This window comes from Paenibacillus sp. FSL H8-0034 (assembly GCF_038000305.1).
Taxonomy (GTDB): Bacteria; Bacillota; Bacilli; order Paenibacillales; family NBRC-103111; genus Paenibacillus_S.
The window spans coordinates 2,968,465-2,992,863 of sequence record NZ_JBBOBS010000001.1; the positions used below are offsets into that span (position 1 = coordinate 2,968,465).

The 24,399-nt window shown below is 47.3% G+C and carries 19 protein-coding genes; 17 read left to right on the forward strand and 2 right to left on the reverse strand.

The features are described 5' to 3' along the window. Nucleotides 1–12 precede the first annotated feature (12 nt). The 11 genes from NST47_RS13270 to NST47_RS13320 all read left to right on the forward strand — a co-directional run bounded on the left by NST47_RS13270 (nt 13) and on the right by NST47_RS13320 (nt 14,618). Nucleotides 13–1,362 carry an ABC transporter substrate-binding protein gene (locus NST47_RS13270; RefSeq protein WP_341155584.1) on the forward strand — a complete coding sequence of 450 codons (1,350 nt, stop codon included), beginning with the start codon at nt 13–15 and terminating at the stop codon, nt 1,360–1,362. A 51-nt stretch (nt 1,363–1,413) separates the two neighbouring features. Then, the gene (locus NST47_RS13275) at nt 1,414–2,283 is read left to right on the forward strand and encodes a carbohydrate ABC transporter permease (protein ID WP_341155585.1); all 870 of its coding nucleotides are present in this window, start codon (nt 1,414–1,416) and stop codon (nt 2,281–2,283) included. A gap of 35 nt (nt 2,284–2,318) precedes the next feature. Then, the gene (locus NST47_RS13280; protein WP_341155586.1) at nt 2,319–3,191 is read left to right on the forward strand and encodes a carbohydrate ABC transporter permease; all 873 of its coding nucleotides are present in this window, start codon (nt 2,319–2,321) and stop codon (nt 3,189–3,191) included. Nucleotides 3,192–3,226: 35 nt separating this feature from the next. Next, nucleotides 3,227–4,246, forward strand: a complete 1,020-nt coding sequence (locus NST47_RS13285; RefSeq protein WP_341155587.1) for an amidohydrolase family protein — start codon at nt 3,227–3,229, stop codon at nt 4,244–4,246. Nucleotides 4,247–4,297: 51 nt separating this feature from the next. Beyond that, entirely contained in the window at nt 4,298–5,167 is an 870-nt protein-coding gene (locus NST47_RS13290; RefSeq protein WP_341155588.1) for an aldo/keto reductase, read from the forward strand. A 227-nt stretch (nt 5,168–5,394) separates the two neighbouring features. Beyond that, nucleotides 5,395–7,527 carry an alpha-amylase family protein gene (locus NST47_RS13295; protein ID WP_341155589.1) on the forward strand — a complete coding sequence of 711 codons (2,133 nt, stop codon included), beginning with the start codon at nt 5,395–5,397 and terminating at the stop codon, nt 7,525–7,527. Between the two features lie 199 nt (nt 7,528–7,726). Next, a complete protein-coding gene (locus NST47_RS13300; protein WP_341155590.1) occupies nt 7,727–9,640 on the forward strand; it encodes a PrpR N-terminal domain-containing protein in 1,914 nt (637 codons plus the stop codon). A gap of 160 nt (nt 9,641–9,800) precedes the next feature. After that, nucleotides 9,801–11,120 (forward strand): four-carbon acid sugar kinase family protein, encoded by a 1,320-nt coding sequence (locus NST47_RS13305; RefSeq protein ID WP_341155591.1) that lies wholly within the window; start codon nt 9,801–9,803, stop codon nt 11,118–11,120. 59 nt (nt 11,121–11,179) lie between these two features. Beyond that, nucleotides 11,180–12,172, forward strand: coding sequence for a 4-hydroxythreonine-4-phosphate dehydrogenase PdxA (gene pdxA, locus NST47_RS13310; RefSeq protein ID WP_262682463.1), 993 nt, complete (start codon nt 11,180–11,182; stop codon nt 12,170–12,172). A 65-nt stretch (nt 12,173–12,237) separates the two neighbouring features. Next, complete coding sequence (locus NST47_RS13315; RefSeq protein WP_341155592.1) at nt 12,238–13,506, forward strand: lactate racemase domain-containing protein; 1,269 nt, start codon at nt 12,238–12,240, stop codon at nt 13,504–13,506. A 131-nt stretch (nt 13,507–13,637) separates the two neighbouring features. Then, the gene (locus tag NST47_RS13320; RefSeq protein WP_341155593.1) at nt 13,638–14,618 is read left to right on the forward strand and encodes an aldo/keto reductase; all 981 of its coding nucleotides are present in this window, start codon (nt 13,638–13,640) and stop codon (nt 14,616–14,618) included. 115 nt (nt 14,619–14,733) lie between these two features. On the opposite strand, the gene NST47_RS13325 is transcribed toward NST47_RS13320, so the two are convergent. After that, nucleotides 14,734–16,680, reverse strand: a complete 1,947-nt coding sequence (locus NST47_RS13325) for a methyl-accepting chemotaxis protein (protein ID WP_341155594.1) — start codon at nt 16,678–16,680, stop codon at nt 14,734–14,736. Between the two features lie 265 nt (nt 16,681–16,945). Between NST47_RS13325 and NST47_RS13330 the strand changes: the two genes are divergently transcribed. The 3 genes from NST47_RS13330 to NST47_RS13340 all read left to right on the forward strand — a co-directional run bounded on the left by NST47_RS13330 (nt 16,946) and on the right by NST47_RS13340 (nt 20,569). After that, nucleotides 16,946–19,423 (forward strand): S1C family serine protease, encoded by a 2,478-nt coding sequence (locus tag NST47_RS13330; RefSeq protein ID WP_341155595.1) that lies wholly within the window; start codon nt 16,946–16,948, stop codon nt 19,421–19,423. 75 nt (nt 19,424–19,498) lie between these two features. Continuing rightward, the gene (locus NST47_RS13335; protein ID WP_341155596.1) at nt 19,499–20,272 is read left to right on the forward strand and encodes an SDR family NAD(P)-dependent oxidoreductase; all 774 of its coding nucleotides are present in this window, start codon (nt 19,499–19,501) and stop codon (nt 20,270–20,272) included. 39 nt (nt 20,273–20,311) lie between these two features. Continuing rightward, nucleotides 20,312–20,569 carry a DUF3886 domain-containing protein gene (locus NST47_RS13340; protein WP_341155597.1) on the forward strand — a complete coding sequence of 86 codons (258 nt, stop codon included), beginning with the start codon at nt 20,312–20,314 and terminating at the stop codon, nt 20,567–20,569. A 174-nt stretch (nt 20,570–20,743) separates the two neighbouring features. On the opposite strand, the gene NST47_RS13345 is transcribed toward NST47_RS13340, so the two are convergent. After that, the gene (locus tag NST47_RS13345; protein WP_341155598.1) at nt 20,744–21,157 is read right to left on the reverse strand and encodes a winged helix-turn-helix transcriptional regulator; all 414 of its coding nucleotides are present in this window, start codon (nt 21,155–21,157) and stop codon (nt 20,744–20,746) included. Between the two features lie 111 nt (nt 21,158–21,268). Here NST47_RS13345 and NST47_RS13350 point away from each other — a divergent pair, with 111 nt between their 5' ends. From NST47_RS13350 to NST47_RS13360, 3 genes are all read left to right on the forward strand, one after another. Further along, nucleotides 21,269–21,742 carry an SRPBCC family protein gene (locus NST47_RS13350; RefSeq protein ID WP_341155599.1) on the forward strand — a complete coding sequence of 158 codons (474 nt, stop codon included), beginning with the start codon at nt 21,269–21,271 and terminating at the stop codon, nt 21,740–21,742. Nucleotides 21,743–22,311: 569 nt separating this feature from the next. Then, complete coding sequence (locus NST47_RS13355; protein WP_341155600.1) at nt 22,312–23,145, forward strand: amidohydrolase family protein; 834 nt, start codon at nt 22,312–22,314, stop codon at nt 23,143–23,145. Nucleotides 23,146–23,202: 57 nt separating this feature from the next. Next, nucleotides 23,203–24,300: an NAD(P)-dependent alcohol dehydrogenase gene (locus tag NST47_RS13360; protein WP_341155601.1), complete on the forward strand. Its 1,098-nt coding sequence runs from the start codon at nt 23,203–23,205 to the stop codon at nt 24,298–24,300. Nucleotides 24,301–24,399: the final 99 nt, after the last annotated feature.

Consider the following 24,399-nt stretch of genomic DNA (forward strand, 5'->3'; position numbering starts at 1 on the left):
GAGGTTTTTATTTTGAAAAGGACGCTGGCTTTACTGACTTCACTCCTAATGGTTTTTGTTATGGCTGCCGGCTGCTCAACTTCTGAGCCTGCAGCCGGGTCTGGCAACGAAATGAAGCCCAAGGAAGGAGCTCCCTCTGCGACAGGACCCGATAAGAATAAGAAGGTCACTCTGCGCTTTGCGACGAACTGGGTGGGCACAAGCCCGATGACGAAGATCGTCAAAGATACGCTTGACCAATTCAAGAAGGATTATCCGAATGTCACGATAGAGGTAGAAGAATCTCCCGGTAATGATCATATTACGAAAATCAAACTGGATGCTGTCAGTGACCGTGTCCCCGATTTTTTCAACTATTGGCGCCTGGACCCGGGCTTTGGACTCGATGAGGTGGCCAGAGCGGGCAAGGTTGCCGACCTGAGCGAATGGGTGAAATCCGATCCGTTCTTCAAAGATCTGTTCGACGAGAGCGCCTGGAAAACCGCTTCGCTAGACGGTAAAACCTATGGTATTCCGGGTACGATGTTCTACACGGCTATTTATGCCAACAAGGAAGTGTTCGATAAAGCCGGTGTCCCGATTCCTGCAACCTGGGATGAGTGGTTATCCGCTGTGAAATCACTGAAAGCCAAGGGCGTATTGCCGTTTGGCATCAGTGTTAAGGGCGACAGTCAGGGCGTGCGAGCGTTTGACTATGTATTCAGCAATTACTTGGGCAATGATAAGGTCCGCGATATGATCCTGGGTAAAGAGCCGTTTAACACACCGGAAACATTGAAGGCCGCACAAATGGTCAAAGAGCTGCTGATCGGCAATCTCCCCGAGGACGCAATTGCGATTGCAAATGAAGTAGCTGTATCCAAATATTTGAATACAGGTAAAGCAGCGTTGTTTATCGACAATTCTTCAGCAATTAATAGCATAAAACCGGAAATTCAGGAAAAGCTGGTTGCTTTGAAATTCCCGTTGATTCCGGGTGGTGCACAAAAAACGCAAAATTTTGAAAAGGATTTAACCCAGCTGTTCTATATGGGCTCCAAAGCCTGGAACGATAAAGACAAACGTCCTTACCTGGAAGAACTGCTGAAGCGTTTTGCTTCTCGTGAACAAGCCAAAATTTATGCAGAAGTCGGTCAACAAACCGTTCCCCAGCTGGGTATGAATATCGATCCTGCCAAATATGGGCGTTTGGCGACAGACGGACTTAAAAACGCACAATCAGCACCAGGTAACAAATGGCTTCCTTCCTATATGAGCCCGGATCAAAGAGCCAAATTCGAACCGTTAATCAGCGCTTATCTTGGTGGCGAAGGGACACCGGAGCAATTTGTTCAGGAGATGGATAAAATTTTCAAGAAATAGTACGGCCTGTTAGCTTGAAAGGAAGCCTCAAGTCGGGAGGGACACTGCTTAATGGGACAGCTCAGGTTTCGAAACACGATTATTTATTACATGCTGCCGGCGCTCATTTTGTACTTTATTTTCTTCATCATCCCATTCTCCAGAACGTTTTATTACAGCTTTTTTGAATGGAACGGGTTTGGCAAAACCACCTTCGTCGGTTTACAAAATTATGTCAAGCTGACGAAGGATGAGCTGTTCCTGACCGGGATCGGCCGGGTGCTGCTGTGGGCTGGTTTGGCTATACTCTTGAAGGTCGGCTCGGGACTTGTTCTTGCCAGTATGCTGCGCCGCCCGATCAGAGGCTCGAAGTTTTTCTCGGCTGCTTTCTTCATGCCGGTGGTCATTTCTACTGCTGCGATTGCGCTGATGTTCACGTTGATTTATGACCTGGATGCGGGATTATTGAACACCCTGCTGCGCTCAATCGGACTGGAGAGCTGGGCACGAATATGGCTGGGGGATAAGCATACTGCCTTTTATGCGGTCATTGCCGCACCGATTTGGCATACGATTGGTTATTTCTTCATTATTTTGTTAGCGGGCATGCAAAATATATCCGAAGAAATCTACGAATCAGCCACCATTGACGGCGCGAACGCATGGGTGCTTTTTTCAAGGGTCACGGTTCCGTTGGTATGGCCGATTTTGCAAATTTGTATGATTCTTGCGATAACCGGAGCGATCAAAAACTTCGACTATGTTTTTATCATGACCAAGGGAGGGCCAGGCACCTCTACACAGGTACCGGCCACCTACATGTACGATACGATTTTCGTCGGATTGAAATATGGTTATGGAACCGCGATCGCTTTTACAATCTTCCTGTTTTCATTAATTGTCACCTTGGTGTTCCGCAAATTAACAACCTTCAAGGATTAAGTCATGAGGTTCACATGTGAGGAGGTGGTGTGGAAATGGAAATAGCAGCTGCCAAGGTGAAAAGTATGCAGGCAAGCCGCTCTATAACCAGCAGATTAGCCACGTGGATCAAGTACGCAGTGTTGATTGTACACTCCCTGTTTACTTTAGTACCGCTGGTCTGGATATTAAGCAATTCGTTTCGTGATACGGATCAAATCTTGACCAGTATTCGTTTTATTCCGGAAAGGTTCGATTTCAGCAATTATATGAGTGTGATTACGGCATCCAACATTCCCAAAGCGTTCTATAATTCGGTCAGCATCACATTGGTCAGCTTATTGCTGCTCTTGGCAGTTGTGCTTCCGGCTTCGTTTGCCATTTCGAGGTTTCGCTTTAAGGCCAGTGGATATATCTATATGTTTTTCTCGGCCGCGATCTTTGTACCTGGTATCACGATTCTGCCCATGGTATATACGTTGTTTAATGATTTGCATTTGCTTGGATACAAATATTCGATTGTTCTGATGTATGTGGTGGGCGAGCTGCCGATTGCGATGTTTCTGATGGTCATGTTTATGCGGGCGATTCCCCACGAGCTGGACGAATCCGCGATTATCGATGGAGCTACCACCTGGACGCTGTTCTCCAGAATTGCTGTGCCCTTAAGCCAAAATGGGATTGTTACCGTGTTAATTTTGACCTTCGTGGCGATCTGGAATGATTATTTGTTAGCCTTGATTATGCTGACGAACAAAGCGTACCGTACCTTGTCTGTCACGCTGGCCTTTACGAAGGATGAAAATGGGATTAACTACGGGATGATGTCGGCGGCTATTATATTTGCGATCGTTCCGATGATCGTATTTTATCTGGTCATCAAGGATCGTTTAATTAGCGGGATGACCTTAGGCGCAGTTAAAGGTTGACTGTGACTTTCTTAAAATGGGGGTGTGGTTTCATAATGCAATCGAAGATTACAGATGCCTATGCTCACTTTGGGCAGCCACGTTTTGGATCTCTGGATCAGCTTATCAGTTATATGGATAATCATCAGATTGAGCAAGCAGTAGCGGTGTTGGGACCGCGAGTTCCCGATTTCTCTATCATCAGTGAAGCAGCAATCCGGTACCCGGATCGTATTCGAGCGGTCGGCATTCCTTTTGGAGAAACGAAAGACGAGCGGATTGAGGCGGTGAAGCTGCAGCTGGACGTTGGAGCGATGGGCATTCGTCTTGAAACACGTGAGGCTGTGGAATACCCGGAAATACTGGAGCTGATTGGGGAAAGCGGCCGCTGGGCGTATGGAATCGGAGCCTGCCTGAATCAAAGGATGGCTGAGCTGTATTTGACTTGGTTGAGCCAATATCCTAAGGCCAAGCTGGCTGCTCCGCATTTTATGTACCCCGATTTCTCACCTGAAGATTCGGATAAATCGGGTGGCAGTATCCAGAAGCTGATGCAGCACGAACGATTTTATGGCATTTTTGTTCGTAATGCTGGCATGACTTCGTCGATTCATCCTCATACGGCTTATAAAGCCTGGATGGAATATGTGTATGAACAGTGTGGTCCCAACCATTTGATGTGGGGAAGCGAATATCCGGTGCTCTATTGGCGCAATGAAAATGCGAACGCAGCGATGGACATGTTCAGAGGGTTTCTTAATTGTAATGAGGAAGAATGGAAACGGATTGCCAGCACGAATGCTATCGAGCAGTTTTTTACAGGTATGGCTCCCCTTAGCACCAAGGGCTTTATAATGGAATCGCCGGAGAAGCAGGATTCATCCATACAGAAGCTGGCTATACCGGAATGGGTAGAACAGCAGTTTGAGCGCAACCGTACAATCCCGTATTTTCCCAAAGGGATCGATCTTCCGGTTGAGGTTTGTGTTGCCATATTGGAAGGATACTTGCATTCACCTGAGTTTGCATCAGGCAGAAGCATGTCTGAATATATATTTAAACAATGGACCCGATAAGTAACATCCTAGCAGTGGTCCTAAACAGAGAGTAGGAGGAGTAGGAAAGCAATGGAATATACAACTTTAGGTAAAACAGGGGCGACTGTGAGCAGGATTGGTTATGGAGGTGCGGCAGCCGGACTAAAAAATTATTTGCATACCTTTGACCCGACTGACGGCGATGACCGTAAACATCTGTTCGAATCCATAGAAGCTGCTCTGCAGGGCGGGATCAATTATTTTGACACAGCGCCGGGATATGGCAATGGTGAAAGCGAAGAGATTCTGGGGTCAGCACTCCAAGGCGTCACCGCAAGCGGTTCGCACCCGCTGTTTATTGCTACCAAGGCCAATTATAAAACCCGTGGCAAACTGCGCGAATCCGTCGAGCTCAGCTTGACAAGACTTCGCAGGGACCGAATTCAGCTGCTGCAAATCCATGGCGATTCCTATACTGCCGAGCAGGCTGACAACATCCTGATGGATGGGGGAATGGCCGAGGAGATGCTGCAACTGAAGCAAGAGGGTCTGGTTGAGCATATCGGCTTCAGCAGTGAGGATAACAATGATGCCGTGTACCGTTTCATTCGCAGCGGCATGTTCGATATGATGCAGATTTGCTATAACTTTATTTTTCAGCATGGTTACGAGCCGAGCCGTCCTTTTGGCAGTCTATTGGAAGCCGATAAGGCTGGGATGGGCATTGTAACGATGAGAACACCGACCTCTGGCACATTTCAACGCTGGATTCAAACTGTGAATCCGGAAAATACGTTCGATTACACACCTGCATTGATTCAATTCGTATTATCAAATCCATATGTCGATGTAGCCCTGATGGGGATGCGTGACAAATCTATTGTGCAGAAAAATATCGCCATTTGTGAGGATAAAGCTGGCCGTATCAGTCTGGAAGCACTCCATGAACGGTACGTCTAAGAGTGCATGTGTAAAAAGTATGTCGCTATAGAAGTTCGGTGAATATAGAGCGGAGCGACCAAATGATCCTGGAGAAGCGTCAGCGTTCGCCTTTGAAATCGTGAATATACCTTTTAATCTCATCCAATTTCACGATTTCAACAGCGATCGGAAGGATATTTGGTCGCGCAGCGGAACTTATTCACCACGTTTTGCAAATTCAAATGAAATATTGGAGGAACAACAGCATGACTGAAAATAAACAATGGTATCAAAAGCAGCTGCGGATATTGCAAACGGTACTGCGCGAGCCGGATGTAGTGGATTATGACGCTGGCTCCGTCGTTAACTATATGGAACAAATACGTGCGAACTGCATCATAATAAATGGCGGCGGAATCGTTGACTTTTTCAGACATAATCTGGTTACGGCGAATCCGAATCCATTTATGACCAAGGAGGATCTGCTCAAGGATCTGGTGGAAGCGGCTCATGCCAAAGGCATTAAAGTCGTGGTCCGTGTCGATTTCCGTGGTGTGGACAAGAAAATCTATGAGCTGCGTCCCGATTGGTTCGCTGTCAATGAAATCGGTGAGCCGAAGACACGCGATAATCCGCTTCACTCCGCAATTTTTCAGCCTTGCTACCAGAGCACCTACCGTAATGAGCATGCGTATCGGTTCATCGATGTGCTGTTTGAAAAATATGATATTGATGGGATTTGGGAAAATTCCTACAGTCAAGGCGGGATCTGTTATTGCAAGAGCTGCTCGGACCGATTCCGTAAGGAAACCGGTCATGAATTGCCTCGTGGCGGTCAATTCACAGATAGCCATTACGATGAGTACCGCGATTGGAAAGCAGCCTGCGTGATGGAGCATCTTCGTGATTGCCGTGCAGTTGTTAAGAAATATGGCGAAGAAAAAGCCTATGCGGCTGAAATATTCGGTTTATATCATGATCGCTTTAAGTCGGATGGACATGATCTGTATGCGATCAAGGACCACTTTGATTTCCTGGTCACCCCTTTGTTTACAGCCAACCACGAGCCTATGAACGGTCCCTCGACGCTGATCAAATTTTTGAAAAGCTTGTCGCCGGATAAGGTTCCGGTTATGCTGTTTGGTCACCTGGGCACGAATAATGATTTGCGCTATATTTCCTCTGCCAAGCAGGAAACAAGGTTATGGATGTGGGAGGCCATTAGTGCAGGCGGTTCATTCTGGAACTGCGTATTTAACGGACAGCATCCGGGCGCAACCTATGACCGCAGAAATGCGCTGCTGAGCGCCGATATTTACGATTATATGGAACGCAATGAGGACCTGCTGACCGAGCAGACAACTGTTGCTGAAGTCAATGTCTTATATTCACGCGCAACGAATGCAGCATTCGGTAACCCGAATCGGAGCAAGGATGCCTATTTGACACATTTAATGGGGCTGGAGCAAGTATTAAACGATCAGCATATTCAATACCGGCTGCTGACGGATGATAAGCTTAGTCTGGAGACACTCCAAGCGGCCAAAGTGCTTATCTTGGCTAATGCTGCATGCCTGTCTGATGAGGAAGTCGAAATCATCCGCAGCTATGTACGCGGTGGCGGCAAGCTGATTGCGACCAATCTGACCTCGTTTAGTACGCCAGAGGGTAAGAACCGTCCTGATTTTGCATTAAGTGATGTATTTGGCTGCTCGTTTACAGGTAGTGTCAAGGACAACTCCCAGTATGGCTACCAGTATGTAAAAGAAGCTCATGCCTTGACTAAAGGCTTCGAGGATACTCAACTGCTTGCGAGCTGGAGTGATCAGTATCTGGTTAGAACGAATACGGATACTGCACAAGCTTTGCTTACGTATGTGCCGCAGATTTTCCCGCAGCCGCCGGAGCGCTCGTGGCTCAGAAGCTATGAGACGGATTATCCGACCCTGATATTGAATCCATTTGGTGAAGGAGAATCGATTTTCTTCCCTTATGGTGTGGATCGTAATGTGTGGCTTCATGGACATAATGATTTTAGCGAGCTACTAAAAAATGCTGTCGAATATATGCTGGGCGAGCAACATTTGATCCGCTCGAATGCGCCGCTCAGTGTTCATTTTAGTCTTAATCATAGCGGTGCCGCAGAGGGAGAATATGTGCTTCATATCGTCAATACGACAGCAGCTCCGCGCCGTCCGGTTCTACAAACGATTCCAGTTACAGATATCGAGGTTGAGATTGTGCTGCCTGTTCAGCAGGTGGCTGAATTCAGAATCCTTCGAGGAGATGCCGGAATTGAACTGGTTCGTACTGAATCTGCTGGCGATGGGCAAATCCGGTTGTTTGTCCGCATTCCGCGTATTGAAGAATATACAGGCATTTATATAGATGCCCGGTAGGTGAAGGACGCTCACAAGCAGGAACATATAGGAGTCGGAAAAAAGAGTTGGAAAAGCCGATACTGTCTCGCTGTGAGATAGCTCGGCTTTTCTTTCCGTCTGTTGTATAATCAATATGATGAATTATGCATCAATGATCTGACAGTTTGTAGTTGTAATGGTTACGAACTGTCGTTATTTGAATCATGGAGGGATTATCATGTTGAAGTTTTTGCTAATTGCTCCTTATCGCGGGATGAAGGATCTTTTGGAAGATATACCGGCAGCGCCCGACTACGAGGTTCATGCAGAGGTGGGTGATCTGAAGCAGGGGCTGAACATTGCCAGGACAGCCGAGCTGCAGGGCTATGACGTTATTATAAGCAGAGGCGGAACCGCACAACTAATCCGCAGCCATGTGCAAATTCCGGTGATCGAAATAACGGTCAACGGCTATGATATATTACGTTCGCTTACTTTGGTTAAAGGATATCGGGGGACGATTGGTATCATTGGATTTCCCAACATTGTGGAGGGAGTGGACACGATTGCCGAGCTGCTGGACATTCAGGTCATGACCTTCCTTATCCATCATGAGCATGAGGCGGAGGCGGCGGTTAATAAAGCCAAGGAGCTGGGCGTCGATCTCGTGATTGGCGATGTGGTTACGGTGGCAGTCGCCGAGCACTCGGGTGTTCGGGCGATTCTGATAACGTCTGGGCGAGAAGCGCTGCAGGAATCGCTGCTGCAAGCCGAGCAAATGGCTAGAAAGAGGCAGGCAGAAGCCCATCACAGAGTGTTGATGAAATCGATACTGGATGCTTTGCAGTATGGAGTTGTTTATGTCGATGCCGAACAGAACGTGAAATTTTGCAATGAACAGGCTGGGCGTCAATTAGGAGTAATAGCGACGACAGCGGTAAATATGAAATGGGCTGAGCTCATTGCCAGCACCTCCACTTCCCTGATTTATACAGATGCAGGTCGTTCTGCAGACAGAACCAAAGGAGCAGACGGAACAGATAGAACAGCTGTACGCAGCAGAACAGGTTCGTTTAAGCTTCAGCGGTCTAACCCGACAGAGGACCTTATTCTTGTGATAGAGCATTCTTTGGCGGAGCAAGGAACGATCTTTGAGTTGCATGAAAGTCAGTCGATTGAAGGTCTGGAGCGGCGTGTCCGCAAGGTAAGGGAGGACAGGCTTTCACCGCCCAAGAGCAGGTTCCAGCAATTCGTGCAGACGGATCATATCAATGACGCCTATATGGATAAGGCCAAACGTTGGAGTAAACAACTGTATCCGATTTTGATTACTGGAGAGCCAGGGACAGGAAAGAAGACATTAGCCGAAGCGCTGCATAATGACAGCCCCTATCAGTCGGGTCCTTTTGTCCTGCTCGATGCGGGTAGCTGTACATCCGAGCAGCAGGACCAGCAGTTGTTCGGCCGTTTGGACCAGCAGGATAGCTCCTTGGTGCGTCGTGCAGAATCAGGAACGCTGCATATCCAGCGAATTGAGCAGCTTAGTCTTCCTGTTCAGCGTAAGCTTGCAGCGGCATTACAAGCTTCCCATGCAGCTCTGATTCATGATGATCGGCCGCCATTTCGGTTTATTGCTTCCACAGCTGCAGATTTGGCGCATCAAGTGAATCTGGGCGAATTCGACCAGCAGCTGCATGTACAGCTGCAGATTTATTCGCTTCATCTCCCACCACTTTGCAGCGTAACAACAGAGCTGGATCATATCGTATTTTGGTATTTGGCAGAAATGAACCGAACCTTGGGCAGTCAGGTGCTGGGAATTAAACCGGATGCATTGAATCGGATGACAGCATATGAATGGCCAGGGAATTTTGCCGAGCTGCAGCAGGTGCTCAAGCTGATTGTCGAGACGTGTGAAGGTTCTTTTATTACGCTGCAGCATTTACAGCCGGTATTGGACAGCTTAATGAGTAAACAGGACAAGACAACGAATAGCAGTCTGGAGCAGTTGATCGGAGCAACGCGGACCCTGGAGGAAATTGAGGCTGATATTATACGTTTCGTTCTTGAGCAGGAGGGCTTCAATCAATCTGCTACTGCCAAAAGATTGGGGATGAACCGCACCACGCTCTGGCGCAAGCTAAGCCCATGAGTCGTGTCCTGTACGATTATAGCTATTACAAATGTCACAATTTAAAAAAATGTTTAAAAATGAAACACAATTCGTATTTCTCGCCGTTGTATTATGAAACGCTGATTTGATAAGATGAGATCAGACAGCAAGTGGAAAAGGAAAGCAGGCGGGTACGATCATGGATAACGTCATTATTCTTTCTGATGATTTAACAGGGGCAAACGACTCCGGCGTTCAGTTCGCCAAGCACGGAATGCCTACAGTTGTTTGCATTGATGACAGGCAAGTTCTTACGCCGGCTAATTCCGGTACAACGTATGTTAGGAATGTGGAAAGCCGGTCACTTACACCGGAAGCCGCATTTCGTAAATGGAGCGAGCTGCTTGAAACCCAGGATTTGAGTCAGTTTCAGGTCATTATGAAAAAAATAGATTCTACATTGCGTGGAAATATTGGCAAAGAAATTGAAGCTCTGATGAGCACTGGACAGTTTGACCTGGCCATCGTAGCCCCTGCCTATCCGCAGAAAGGGAGACTGACCATAGGTGGTTATCAGCTGCTTAACCAGCAGTTGCTTGAAGATAGTGAAATTTCACGGGACCCGAAGTTTCCGGTTACGAATTCCAAGATTTCTGATATCATCGGTGCTCAATCTTCGATTTTGGTGGGTGAAGTTGAAATTCGTTCCATCCGCAGCGGCAGACTGGCTATGGAGGTACGCACGCTTCAGCAGCAGGGAACACGGGTCATTGTAGCGGACAGCGCCACACCTAATGATTTGCAAACCATTGCTGAGCAACTCGCGGGCGAGCGTGTGCTATGGGTAGGCTCTGCAGGGCTGGCGGAAGCATTGGCTAATCGTTATCCCAAGGTTGGATTTTATAAGTTGGAGTCGGACGTTGAGAGGTTTGATGTCGAGATAACCCAAGATCAGGAGCAGCTTGCCGATCCTACAGCTCCTGTACTTGTTGTGGCAGGAAGTGTCAGTCAGGTTACGAGACAGCAGGTAGAGACACTGAGGCAGAATGGCTTCCGGTCCTTGGTGATTGATCCACTCCTGCTGCTTGGTATTAGCGATCAGGAAATGGCTGAGCTCGTACAGGAAGCGCGGCAGCTCATTGCCTCAGGCGAGGATCTGGTTGTAACTACGGACATTTCCAATGAGGCCAAAGTTCAAGTGGTTGATTATTTGCAGCAGGCTGGTTTAAGTGCACTGGCTGGCGGGGATCTGATCGCAGATGGTATCGGAAGGCTGGCAGCAGCGGTCATTAACCAGGAAAAGCTTGCCGGTGCAGTACTAACGGGTGGCGATATTGCCTACCGTGCCTGCACACATTTGAACATTGCCAGCCTGGTTATTATCGGTGAGGTGGAGGAAGGCTTGCCGCTCTGCAAAGCTGAAGGCAAAGTCTCGATTCCTCTGGTCACAAAGGCGGGGGCTTTCGGAAATCCTAATTCTTTACTGCAGGCAGCACAAGTTATCAGGGATAGAAAGTAGTTATTGCCCAAGCAAACAGTCATGGAAAATAATCAGCCAAGCATAAGGAGATATATAGAATGCATAGACCGATAATAGGAATTACGATGGGTGACGCGGCAGGTGTCGGCCCGGAAATTATTATGAAAGCATTGAAGGACCCACAAGTATTTGAAACCTGCAAGGCGATTGTAATCGGTGATGCCAAATTTTTATCAAGAGCCGAATTATTTTTGCAAACCGGTTTGCGCGTTCATTCGATCAAGTCCCCTGAGCAGGCATTGGATCAAGCTGGAGTCGTCAATTGTCTGGATATGGATCTATTGCCAGAGAGTCTACCCTACGGTAAAGTTTCACCACAGTCCGGCGATGCCGCGTTCCGCTTTTTGGAGAAATCCATTGAGCTTGCAAAGGAAGAGAAGATCGACGCCATCTGTACGGCACCCTTGAACAAGGAGGCACTGCAGAAGGGTGGACATCATTATCCGGGACATACGGAAATTTTGGCGGATTTAACTGCAACGAGTGATTACGCAATGATGCTGAGCTCCCCCAAGCTCAAGGTTATTCATGTGACAACCCATATGGGTCTGATCGATGCGGTCAAGTCAATAACGGCTGAACGCGTATATTCGGTTATTAAGATGGCACATGACACTCTGAAGAAAGCAGGCTATGAGCAGCCGCGGATTTGTGTATGCGGGATTAACCCTCATGCCGGAGAAAACGGGCTGTTTGGCTATGGTGAAGAGGATGCGGTTATTGTGCCTGCTGTAGAGCGTGCCAAGCAGCAGGGAATTAACGTGGTTGGGCCGTTGCCTGCCGATACGTTATTTTTCCTGGCAGTTCGCGGCGATTACGATATTGTAGTTGCGATGTATCACGATCAGGGGCATGGTCCTATCAAGGTGCTGGGTCTGGATGCAGGCGTCAATATTACGGTAGGCTTGCCGATTATACGTACCAGTGTGGATCATGGAACCGCATTTGATATTGCAGGCAAGGGCATTGCTGATGAAAAAAGTCTTTTGGAAGCGATCCGTCAAGGTATCGAATTAGCACCCAAGCGGTAGAAGTGAAGACATGCCATACATGTATGACAATCGAAACCATATCCTTTCAAGGAGGAATAAATCCAATGTTGCTGCCAAAGTTTGTGAAGGTCAAACAGCATTTTAATGGACCCAAGATCGACGATATTGAGGCGGAAATCAGCAAGCAAATGGAAGCTATCCGTTTGTCCGACAAGGTCAAGCCGGGGATGAAGGTGGCAATAACAGCAGGCAGTCGAGGGATCGCTAATATTGCCTTGATCATCAAAAATGTGGTCAATGAGCTCAAGAAGCTTGGGGTCGAGCCACGAATCATTCCGACAATGGGCAGCCATGGTGGAGCGACCGCTGAAGGACAGATCGAGGTGCTGGAGGGTCTGGGAGTGACTGAGGACTACTGTGGGGCCCCGATTCTTTCGTCCATGGAGGTTACACAAATTGGAGAAACGCCGGCAGGACTAGCGGTATACGCGGACAATCACATTCTAGTCAGTGATGCGGTTATCGTAATTGCCAGAATCAAAGTTCATACCGATTTCAAATCCTCGCAATGGATTGAAAGCGGAATTGTCAAAATGGCCGCTATTGGTATAGGCAAGCACAAGCAGGCGCTGCTGCTTCATTCGTATGGGATTCATGGCATCCGTGATTTAATGCCTGCTGTGGGTCAAGTCACTCTCGATAAATTGAATGTATTATTCGGGTTGGGCATTGTGGAAAATGCTTTCGATCAGACGGATATTATCGAAGCTATCGAAGCAAAGCAAATTGTTGAGCGGGAGCAGGCGCTTTTGAAAATATCGAAAAGCATGATGCCGAAGCTTCCCGTGGACGATATAGACGTGCTGTTCGTTGACGAGATCGGCAAAAACTACAGTGGAACCGGAATGGATACCAATATAATAGGTAGAATGCGGATTTTGGGCGAGGAAGAGCTGGACAGTCCGAGAATCAAATATATAGTAGCCAGTGATTTAAGTGAGCCTTCCCATGGAAATGCACTCGGAATGGGGCTTGCCGATCTGACAACCAAACGTTTTTTCGATAAAATCGATATGAAAAAAACGAATGAGAACGTCATTACAAGCTCATTTATTATGCGTGGAATGATTCCGATGGTCATTGATAACGACAGAGAGGCGCTTCATGTGGCTTTACGCTGTAACTGGGGTATTGAATCGTCACAAGCGAGAATTGTTCGTGTTCCCAATACACTTCATTTGAAGTATATCTATGTATCAGAGGTGCTCGTACCCGAAATTCAAAAGCTGTCTCATATCGAAATTTTGGGTCAGCCGGAGCCCTTGCAATTTGATGATCATGGCTATCTTCCGAAAATGGCTGAGCACGACTAGACTCACTTTATTTCAGGTAACTATAGGAATTCAAGTATATTAAATGAGATTAATGTCAGTTCTTTCTATTCTCTCAATTATTGGTTATGATTTAAGAGGTGGATTACATATACCAAAGGAGCTGAGTATTAATGGAGTACACGTTCTTAGGAAGAACCGGACTTAAAGTGAGTCGTCTTTGTTTAGGCACAATGAACTTTGGTCCGTCGACTGATGAGAAGGAAGCTTTCAGTATTATGGATGCCGCACTGGATGCCGGAGTGAATTTCTTTGATACCGCCAACGTTTACGGAGGGGAAAACCGCCGTGGCTGGACCGAGGAAATCATTGGGCGTTGGTTCGCTCAAGGCGGGAATCGTCGGGAGAAAGTCGTGCTGGCTACCAAAGTGTATGGACCTATGGAGGATGAAAATGATGGTCCTAATATGGAAAGAGGATTATCCACGTACAAAATCCGCCGTCACCTGGCAGCTTCATTAAAACGGTTGCAAACCGATCATATTGAATTATACCAAATGCACCATATTGCCCGAAGCGCGACTTGGGATGAATTATGGGAAGCCTTTCAGGCATTGGTACAGCAGGGAACTGTTGACTATGTCGGCTCCAGTAATTTTGCTGGCTGGCATATTACTTTGGCACAGGCCAAAGCGAAGGAGCGTCACTTCCTGGGGCTGGTATCTGAGCAGCACAAGTACAGCCTGTTTTGCCGTGAGCCTGAATTGGAAGTACTTCCGGCTTCAGAGCATCATGGAATCGGTGTGATCGCATGGAGTCCATTAGCGGGAGGCCTTCTGGGTGGCAATGCATTGAATCCGGATGCAGGCTCAAGAACAGCCAATCAGACCAAGGCTATCGAGAAGCATCGCTCGCAGCTGGAGCAATTCTCCGCGCTGTGCAAGGAGCTGGGGGAAAGTGAAGCGAATGTTGCCTTGGCATGGGTATTATCTCATCCGGCACTCACCGCACCGATCATCGGACCACGGACTCTGAAGCAATTTGAAGATACATTAAGAGCTGTAGAAATCAAGCTCGACACGGAAACGCTGACCAAGCTGGACGAGATATTCCCGGGTCCAGGCAAGCCTGCTCCTGAAGCGTACGCCTGGTAGCAGCTTGTTACATCCATACTTACATCTATACTAAACAGACAACCCTCCAAATTCGCTGTAAAACGCGATTGGAGGGTTATTTTACTCTCATACAGGCTGGGTATGATGCAAGGCGCTACACTTTAAACTTACCGATAACGTCCTGAAGTTCGTCGGCCATGCCGGAGAGAACTGTTGCAGATGCTGTGATCTCCTCCATGGTAGCGAGCTGCTCCTCGGCCGCTGCCGATACATTTTGCGTACCTGATGCCGTCATATCGGATACCTCCATAATGGTCTCAAATGACTGAACGACCTGCAACGCATTCGCACACATGTGCTGGGAGGAGTCGGACACCTCTTGAATTTGTGTAGATACCTGCCGGATTGATTGCTGAATTTGTGTAAAAGCGTCACCTGCGGTATGGACGGCGTCCAGGCCTTGGTTGACCTCGGTAATTCCGATATCCATAGATTCAACCGCGTTTGCGGTTTTGTCCTGGATGACGGTAATAAGCTCGGCGATGGTTTGCGCTGAACGGGAGGACTGCTCGGCAAGCTTCCTGACTTCGCCAGCAACAACAGCAAAACCGCGGCCCTGCTCGCCGGCGCGAGCTGCCTCAATGTTGGCGTTCAGAGCCAGCAGATTGGTTTGTTGGGCAATGCTTGTAATAGCGCCGACGATTTGTCCGATTTCCTGTGATCGGTCGCCAAGCTCCTTGATTACCAAGGCAAGCCCGTTAACGGTTTGCTGCATGGACTCCATTTGGGTGATAGCCGAATGAATGGCCACGTTACCTTGTTCCGTCTTTTGGGAGGCGTCCAAAGCCAGAGAAGAGACATTGGTAGCATTGGCAGCAATCATTTGAATACCGTCTGAAATATCCTGAACGGACTGGGAGCTTTCTTTTAAAGTCTGGACCTGCTTCTCCGTTCCCAATGCTACTTCCTCAGTAATCTTAGCTACTTGTTCTGTGGCTTGACTGGTCTGTGACGCGCTGGCTGTCAGCTGCTCGGCAGATGCTGCCAGGCTTTCGGAGTTGGAGCCGACCTGCTGAATCATATGCCTCAAATTTTGAAGCATCAAGTTAAAACTGTCGGCAAGCTGTCCGATTTCATTGTTATCCTTGACTGTCACTTGTACAGTAAGATCACCGCTCGATGCTTGTTTAGTAAAGGCGGTCAACTGAATGAGCGGTCTGGCAATTTTATTAGATAAAAAGAAGCCTGCAGCACAGGAAACTAGCAATACAATGACAAGCAAAACGATGCTTTGAGAGATGATTTTTGTGTTCTGAGACATTACGGAATCGTAGGATTGAGCATTACCTATAAGCCAGCCAGTCAGCTCGTTATAGGTGTAAGAAACCATCATTTTTTGACCATTTTCGACAAAAATCGATGTTCCGTCATTTCCTTTCAAGCCCTGTTGGACAAAATCGATTGCACTGATATCCTTATCTATGTAGTTTTTATCCATGTGAGCCAAAATTTTACCACTGCGGTCTATGATAAAAGGAACATTACCGTTCTGAGAAAGTTTGGTCACATATTCACTGAGAAAAGAAAGATCAATATTGTCAGTCAGGATTCCAGTAACCTGCTTGCTTTCATTCAGAACCGGCACGGCCAGGACGATAATTTTATTTCCGGTAGCTTTGGCTATCAATACTTCGGATACAACAGGCTTACCGGTTTGCAGAGATTGTTTGAAATAATCCCGGTCGGCTACGTTGGTCATAGCCAGATTATCACTGCGGACTTTTTGCTGCCCTGCCACATCGGTGTAATTAAGGACAGCTTCTGGATGAACCTTTACCGAGGCATTTAGCAGTGCTTTAGCAGTTTCAGCTTTGGGTGCTCCGCTCTGAAAGATTTCATTCTGGGCAAGTACTTTTAATAAGTCAAAGTTTTGGGCGATGACAACGCTAATATCACTCTTAATCGATTGGGCATTGGCCAGGCTAAATTCGCTGGCATTGTGCTGCAGCTCCTGGCTATTCGAGTAAATACTGAAACTGGAAAATACTAAAATGGGTAACGAAGCGAATAGCATAAGAACAAGGATAAGTTTCTTTTTCACATGATGCCCCCCTGAGATGTTTGTAAAAAATTAGTGATCTTTCGTACATTATATTGCATAATTCGACAAAAAATCTATTAAATAATAGTCAAGTTCCTAATAAATCTTATAAACAAGGACTAATGGACTAGAACGTTCATGATTACAAAAGTAAGTTCTTCCTGTCAATTGCTAATTGTCAATGTATTGGAATTTTGGCTTGATTCTGTTAGAGTATTTATATGGAAAAATAAGCCAATCAAACAAAGGATGGGGAGACATTTAATTGAATTATTTACAAAAATCAGGCAAACGTTTTATGCTGTCGGTCCTTGCAGTGATACTCTTTGTATCGGTTGCAAGCTCGTCAGTTTATGCGGATGCCGCAGCCGACAAGGGAGCTGTTCCCGCGGTTATCGAAAAAACGACCCGATCTGTCGTAGCGATCATCGGTAAACCTATCGATAATAAAAAGACAGTGGAGAAAAACCGCTATGATCTCGCTCACGGCACCGGAGTTATTGTAAAAAGCGATGGGTACATCCTGACCAATGCCCACGTAGTGAAAAATATGCGTAATATCGTGGTTGTAACCTCGGATGGACAGACGCATCCGGGGAAAACGACACATTTTGATGAAGAAAGTGATCTGGCTCTCGTGAAGATCGAGGCGACGGGCTTGACCCCGGCCATACTGGCAGATCCCACGGATCTTAAGGTCGGTGAATCGGTCATGGCGATTGGGACACCGTTATCCTTTGCGCTGCGCAACTCGGTTACCTACGGTATCGTCAGTGGAATGGACCGCTCGGTATTGTCCAAGTATCAGCTGATACAGACGGATGCGGCGATTAATCCCGGCAATAGCGGGGGGGCGTTGGTCAATATGAAAGGACAGGTTATCGGGATCAATACACTCAAGTATGTCCAGTATGGCGTAGATGGACTTGGCTTTGCGATTCCGGTGGCGACCGTACAGCATGTATTGGACCACTTTTTCAAATACGGCAAGGTGAAGCGTTCTTCCCTGGGATTGGAGCTTGGAGAGAGCTGGGAGGCTGTTGTTGGCTTACCGTCAAGCAATGGCCTGGAGGTAACTTATGTGGAACCGGATTCTCCGGGCGCGAAGGCTGGGATTGTCCAAGGTGATGTGCTGCTGGCTATCGACTCTTACCCAACACGCAATCAGGTCGAATTCAACGAGGCTTTAAAGAACTATTTACCGGAGCAAAAGGTCAGATTGACGCTGCAGTCAAGCGGAAACTCCAAAGTCATCGAGGTAGTTCTGGGTGAGGAGCATTCCAGCTCCGAGACTGTTATTCAGGATGCCGATGGCTCCTATATTGATGCGGATCAAGGCAAAACATGGATTGGCGATAGCCATTACGGCTGGTCGATGAAATATCCGGCAGGACTTGTTAAGACCAATGAAGATTCGGGGCAGGGCAAAAGTGTGCTTCTTGTTGATGCCAAAGGCGAGTTTGCCATCAGTATTATCGTTGAAGAAAAGCAAAGCGAGGATATTTCTCCGGTTGGACTCATGAAAAAACTGGCCGATGATGGCAAAGGTACGCTTTTGGAAAAAAGGTTTATCGAGCAAACACCGCAATCTTATTTATTACTTGTAAAGAAAAATGAACGTGGGGAATATTACCAAACACGAGCCTTTTCCAAAGGGGATAAAGTTTATTACCTGACGCTGATCGTCGAGAAGGAGGAATCCTACAACAACGCGATCAAACGCAACAGCTACAGCGATCTGCTGGATTCGTTCGTGCTCTCGTTTGATGCGAGTAATGCCTCCTTGAAGGATATATCCGCCTATCAAACCGGGAATACGGTGACGACGGAGTATGGGCTAATCTTTGAAACGCCTCTGGAATGGAGCAAGCGGGATTGGGGCAACGGTCTGAATTATGCAAGCAAGGACGGTGAGCAAACTTTATCTGTACAGGTGAGCTCGGCCGCGTCCGGTGATACCTTGAAGGACTGGGTAGCAAGACAATCAGCGAAATTTAATGATGCCTACACGGAAGGTTATAAGGAAGTAGGGGAGTCGAATGAAACCGTCATTGGCGGTACCGCGGCTATTGAAAAGCGTTATGCTTCGACTATGGGGGACAAATGGCGTCAGTCTCATGTTATTTACATGATTAAGGATAAATACAAGTACGAAATAAAATTCGTGTTTCCAAAAGCCGCAGGTGGTGAAGACATGGATACGCTGATCAGCAGCTTCGAGAAGTCTGCTTCCTTTACCAAGGAAGGCGTCAATCGTTCACTCGGATTTATTCAGGATGAAGAAGATCTGACCGATCTGAACAAAACGATAACGTACACCAACAAAAAATATATGTACACACTGCGTGTTCCCGAAGCCTGGCAAGGAGTTTACCAGAGAGAGCTTGACAGTCCATCCGCGCAGTTCAGCTTTAATGGAGGCAGCCTGAACATATCGGCCGATGACCGTTCAAGTCTGGAAGAGACGATAAAGCGGATTGAACAGGATCATAAGAAAAGTACTGAAGCCGATGCAAATTACAAAAACTCCGCCGCTGACGAGGAAATGTGGGGCATGACGGTTAGAAAGTTCACAACTACATACAAAAGCAGAAATGTGCCCTACACCCTCGTTGAATTTGTATTTGAAAAGAACGGGTATGTGTATTCCGTTCGTGAGCGGATTAATGATGCGGTCAAAACCGAAGGGCAATGGCAGCGGCTGGAACATGCTGTGCATTCGATCCAACTGCTCGATAAGTAAGGATAGGATGAGAAATAGTGATGTACTATCGATGTAATTTCTTGAATCCGTAATATCAGGAAGGGGATTATGCTCATGCGAGGTTTGGATCAGCAGGTAGCCGTTATTGCAGGTGGTGGCAGAGGGATTGGCAAAGAGATTGCCAAGGCTCTCGCCAGCTATGGCAGCAAGGTCATCATCGGAAGTCGTACCGAGGAGCAGTATAAGGGAACAGCCGAGGAAATTCGCGGGTTGGGCGTAGAGGCGGACGGACTCTCGCTCGATGTTCAGGATCAGGCCAGTATTCAGCAGTTTGTGGAGCAGGCGCACCGTATTCATGGGCGAATCGATATCCTGGTTTATTGTGCCGGGACGAACAAGCGAATGCCTGCCGAGCAGTACACATCGGAGGCATGGGATGAGATTATCGGAATTAATCTGAGAGGGGCCTTTTTAACCTGCCAGGAGGTCGGGAAGCGGATGATCGAACAAGGCAGCGGCTCGATCGTGACGATCACCTCGATGCTGTCCCATATCGCTACCCCGAATCAGAGCGCTTATTCAGCCTCCAAGGGCGGTCTGCTGCAATATAGTAAGGTGTTGGCGGTGGAATGGGCTAAATATGGAATTCGTGTTAACTCGGTAAGTCCGGGCTATATCGAAACCGATCTCAATTCGGCGAACTTTAAACGACAAGCGTTCCGAGACGGTGTATTGGGCAAAACCCCGATGGAACGGTTTGGTCTGTCACATGAAGTGGCGGAGGCGGTCTGCTTTCTGGCATCTCCTCAAGCCTCGTATATAACGGGCATCAGTATCCCTGTGGATGGCGGCTTCTTGGCAGGACATCAAAATATTGTTATGCTATAGGTTCAGTCAGTTAAGGATAGAAGGGAGGCTAATCTCCAGATGGCCAAAAAACAAAGACCCGCAGCGGCACCCAAACCAGCTGCTCAGGATAAGCCGGCTACTTTGAAGGATTTGATTAATCCTGATGTTCTAAGCAAGCTGCAGGCACAGTCCGATGCGATGAAAGCAGCCGAGGCTAAGCAAAAGGAAGATGCCAGACAGCAGATCGTGGATGCCCGCAAGGCCGAACAGAAGCGGCTGGAAAATGATTTCGAATATTTACTGAACAACAGCGGTACGAAGGGAACGAAGTACTGATTAAAATGTAAAGTTAAGTACTGAATGCAAACTTTCATCAAAGTATAAATAGGTCCATAGCAACAGAGATGACGTTGGTAAGGTATGTGACTTGAACTATTTCTTAGCCTAAAATCAGATGATTTTAGGCTATTTTCATGGCTTAAGAACGTAGGAATTGCTACGCGATTTTTTTTATGATGTAATATCGTCGAAATTCTGCAAAAGGCGCAGCTCCAGCCCTTTTTCGTTTGTTGTTAGTTCTTGCATGATCGGAATAGTCATATCGGTATTAGGGTTGTATTTCAGGCCCCAGTGCATAATGGCAAAAATGACCGGAAACAGGTCAAGTGTCTTTTGTGTTGGTCGGTACATGGTTTGTGCGCGGTTTGAATCTCCTTCTATCTTGACGAGCAGGCCTGCTTCAACGAGTGATTGGAGCCGTGCACTCAAAATATTAGTTGAGATGTGCTCGCGTGAAGCAAGAAACTCGCGGTAATACCGCTTGTTATGGATAAGGACGTCACGAAGTATGACTAGGCTCCAGGGATCACCCCATATGTCGAGCGCATATACGATTGGACAAACTGTGGAAGGTCGCTTTTTCATGAGAATGATTATACAATTCGTGCTTGCATTTTGCAAGTTTGTACTTGCGTTTTGCAAGTACAAGATTTATACTCGTTGTGTAGTCAAAAATAACGAAGGGAGATAACTTGCATGAATCAAAGTTACAGTACTTATTTTAAGGTAGATCAAAGTCCCGAAGAAGTCTTCGCCGCCATCAATAACGTCCGCGGATGGTGGTCTGAGGAAATTGAGGGCACTACCGACGAACTCGGTGAATTTAAGTACCACTACCAAGATATTCACCGCTGCACGATCCAAATCACCGAGCTTGTTCCAAGTAAAAAGGTTGTTTGGCACATTACAGACAACTACTTTAACTTCGTAGAGGACAAGAACGAGTGGAAGGATACCGACATTGTCTTTGAACTCGCCAAGAAAGACGGCAAAACAGAAGTTCGATTTACGCACGTAGGCCTCGTTCCCGAGTATGAGTGCTACGCCGTCTGTACGGACTCCTGGGGCATCTACATAAGCGGCAGCCTTCGCGACTTGATCACCAAGGGTAAGGGCCAGCCCAACCAAAGCGAGCAAATTGCAAACAAACACGGCATAAAGAACTCTTAGAAACCCCATGCCATAGACTGAAGCTCGACGCTTAGCAACCGAGGCTTTGCCAAAAGGTTGCGTTGCCGCTTTTGAAAGCGTCGAGCAAAGTATTAACAATAGTCAACGCAGACTCCTGCGGGTTTCCCCAAAAAAACTTGCCGTTATTTGTGATACGGCTCTCCGTATCTTATAGAATGGCTAGATGATTGCGTTAACTGGAAACGATAGTTCAATCAATTGAAACGGGATCTGCGACTACCGCGGAGCCCTTTTCATTATGAGTTTGCAAGCATTTCTTTGCCACGGATTCTTTGAAGCATTTCCGTTGTGGTAAAATAATGCATCTAGCCACAGGTGTCATTGCTTTGTTCCTTTTTTTGCGCTGGATTGATCAGAGTTTGTCATTTGATTCTGATCCTTTACATAGTATTCCCGAAAATAATAACTAGTGCTATGATGAGAATTGAAAAGCTGATGCCACATAAGAAATGCTAATCATACTGGTTTTCTCCACAAACTCGGTTTATAATAATGAAATAAGTTTTCTTGCAAAAACCAAATGAATGCCTATGGAGGGCTGCAAAGAAATGCGCATTGACGCACATCAGCACTATTGGCTAACCTCACGTACTGACTACGGATGGCTCAAGCCTTCCCTGGGACGTATCTATGCGGATTATATGCCTGAGCAATTAAAGCCTTTGCTGGAGCAATACAATATCCAAAAAACCATCGTTGTTCAGGCTGCTCCAACCTCTGAAGAGGCGGAATTTCTGTTAAGCATAGCGGAGAAGGAACCTACGATTGCTGGCGTAGTCGGATGGCTGGATCTGGAATCGAACACATTTGAGCAGGAATGGGACCGCTTTCGCAGCAACCCCAAGTTTGTCGGTCTGAGACCGATGATTCAGGATTTGCCTTCTGACTGGATATTGGGGGAAACCGTTATCCGTCATCTCAAGTTATTGGCCGAAGCGCAGTTCCCAGTAGATTTGCAGGCTAATCCCCGTCATTTGCCGTATATTGTGGAGCTGCTCAAGCAGGTGCCGGAATTACGTGCTGTTGTCGACCATCTGGCCAAGCCGCCGATATTGGAAGGCACAATGGAGCCGTGGGCTTCGCAGATTCGACAAATTGCCGCGTATCCGAATGTGATGTGCAAGCTGTCTGGAATGGTGCCCGAGAAGTTAGATGCCGATTGGACGCAGGCGGCTATTCAGCCTTTTGTGGATGTGGTGGTTGAAGCCTTTGGCAAGCAACGTGTGATGTTCGGCAGCGATTGGCCGGTATGCCTGTTCTCAGCGACATACACGCAAGTGCTGGAGTTGACCCAATCAAGTCTGGATGCAAGCTGGACGGAAGATGAATTGGCTGCTGTCTATGGAGGCAATGCAAGTCGGTTTTACCGATTAAATGGATAATTCATTCGATAATTTACATTCGATAACCAAGTAAAGCATATTACAGGAGGCATAATGATGACTACTATTCAACAATCAGGCAGCACACGGAGCTTATCCGATATTCCACAAACGATGAAGGCAGCGCTAATGACGGAGCCGCATCAAATCTCGATCGTCGAGCTGCCCGTACCGGCGATCAAGCCCGATGAGGTACTCGTCAAGGTAATGGCAGTGGGCATCTGCGGATCGGATCTCCATTATTATGAACACGGTCGAATCGGTACTTATGTTGTAGAAAAGCCGATTATTCTTGGCCATGAGTGTGCAGGAATCGTCGCAGCTTGCGGTGAAAATGTAACACGCTTTAACCCGGGTGACCGTGTGGCCATCGAGCCTGGAATTACGTGCGGTCGTTGTGATGCCTGCAAGTCGGGCCGTTACAACTTGTGTCCAGACGTTCAGTTCCTGGCTACGCCTCCGGTAGATGGAGCCTTCTGCCAATATATTGCCCACCGTGAAGACTTTTTGTTCCCGATTCCTGATTCCTTGACCTTCGAGGAAGCGGCTTTGAATGAACCTTTTTCCGTCGGTATTCACGCGCTGAATCGGGCTGGCTTTAAACCTGGATGGGATGTGGCTATTATCGGAATGGGTCCTGTGGGCTTAACAGCCGTGGCTGCCGCCAAAGCCTTTGGAGCCAACCGGATTTTTGTCAGTGATCTCGAAATCAACCGCTTGGAAGCAGCCAGAAAGCTGGGTGCAACCGACCTGATCTATCCTGATGTGGCCGATGCTGCAGCCGAGATCAAACGACTGACTGGTGGAGGTGTTCATTTGGCTATTGAAACCGCAGGGCATCCACGTGCACTCAAAACAGCGATGCATTCGATCCGACGTGGAGGCAAGCTGTCGATAGTAGGACTGCCACCGGTCGATGAGGTTGGCGTTAATGTTCCTTTCATCTGTGATAATGAAATCGACATCTATGGCATTTTCCGTTATGTGAATACGTACCCGCAGGGAATTACCTTCTTGTCTTCCGGCAATACGGAGATGATGAGCTTAATTACAGACCGATACCCACTTGAGCAAACGCACGAAGCGATGGAGCGAGCCAGAACGAATAAAGCGGGCAGTCTGAAGGTTATGGTATATCCGAATTCACTTACGTAAGTAATCCCGATATACGAGTCTACATGTATCATAGACACGAGTCCAGCTGTGAGCCTTTAAATGGCGATCAGTGGAACTCGTGTTTTTTTATGGAAAATG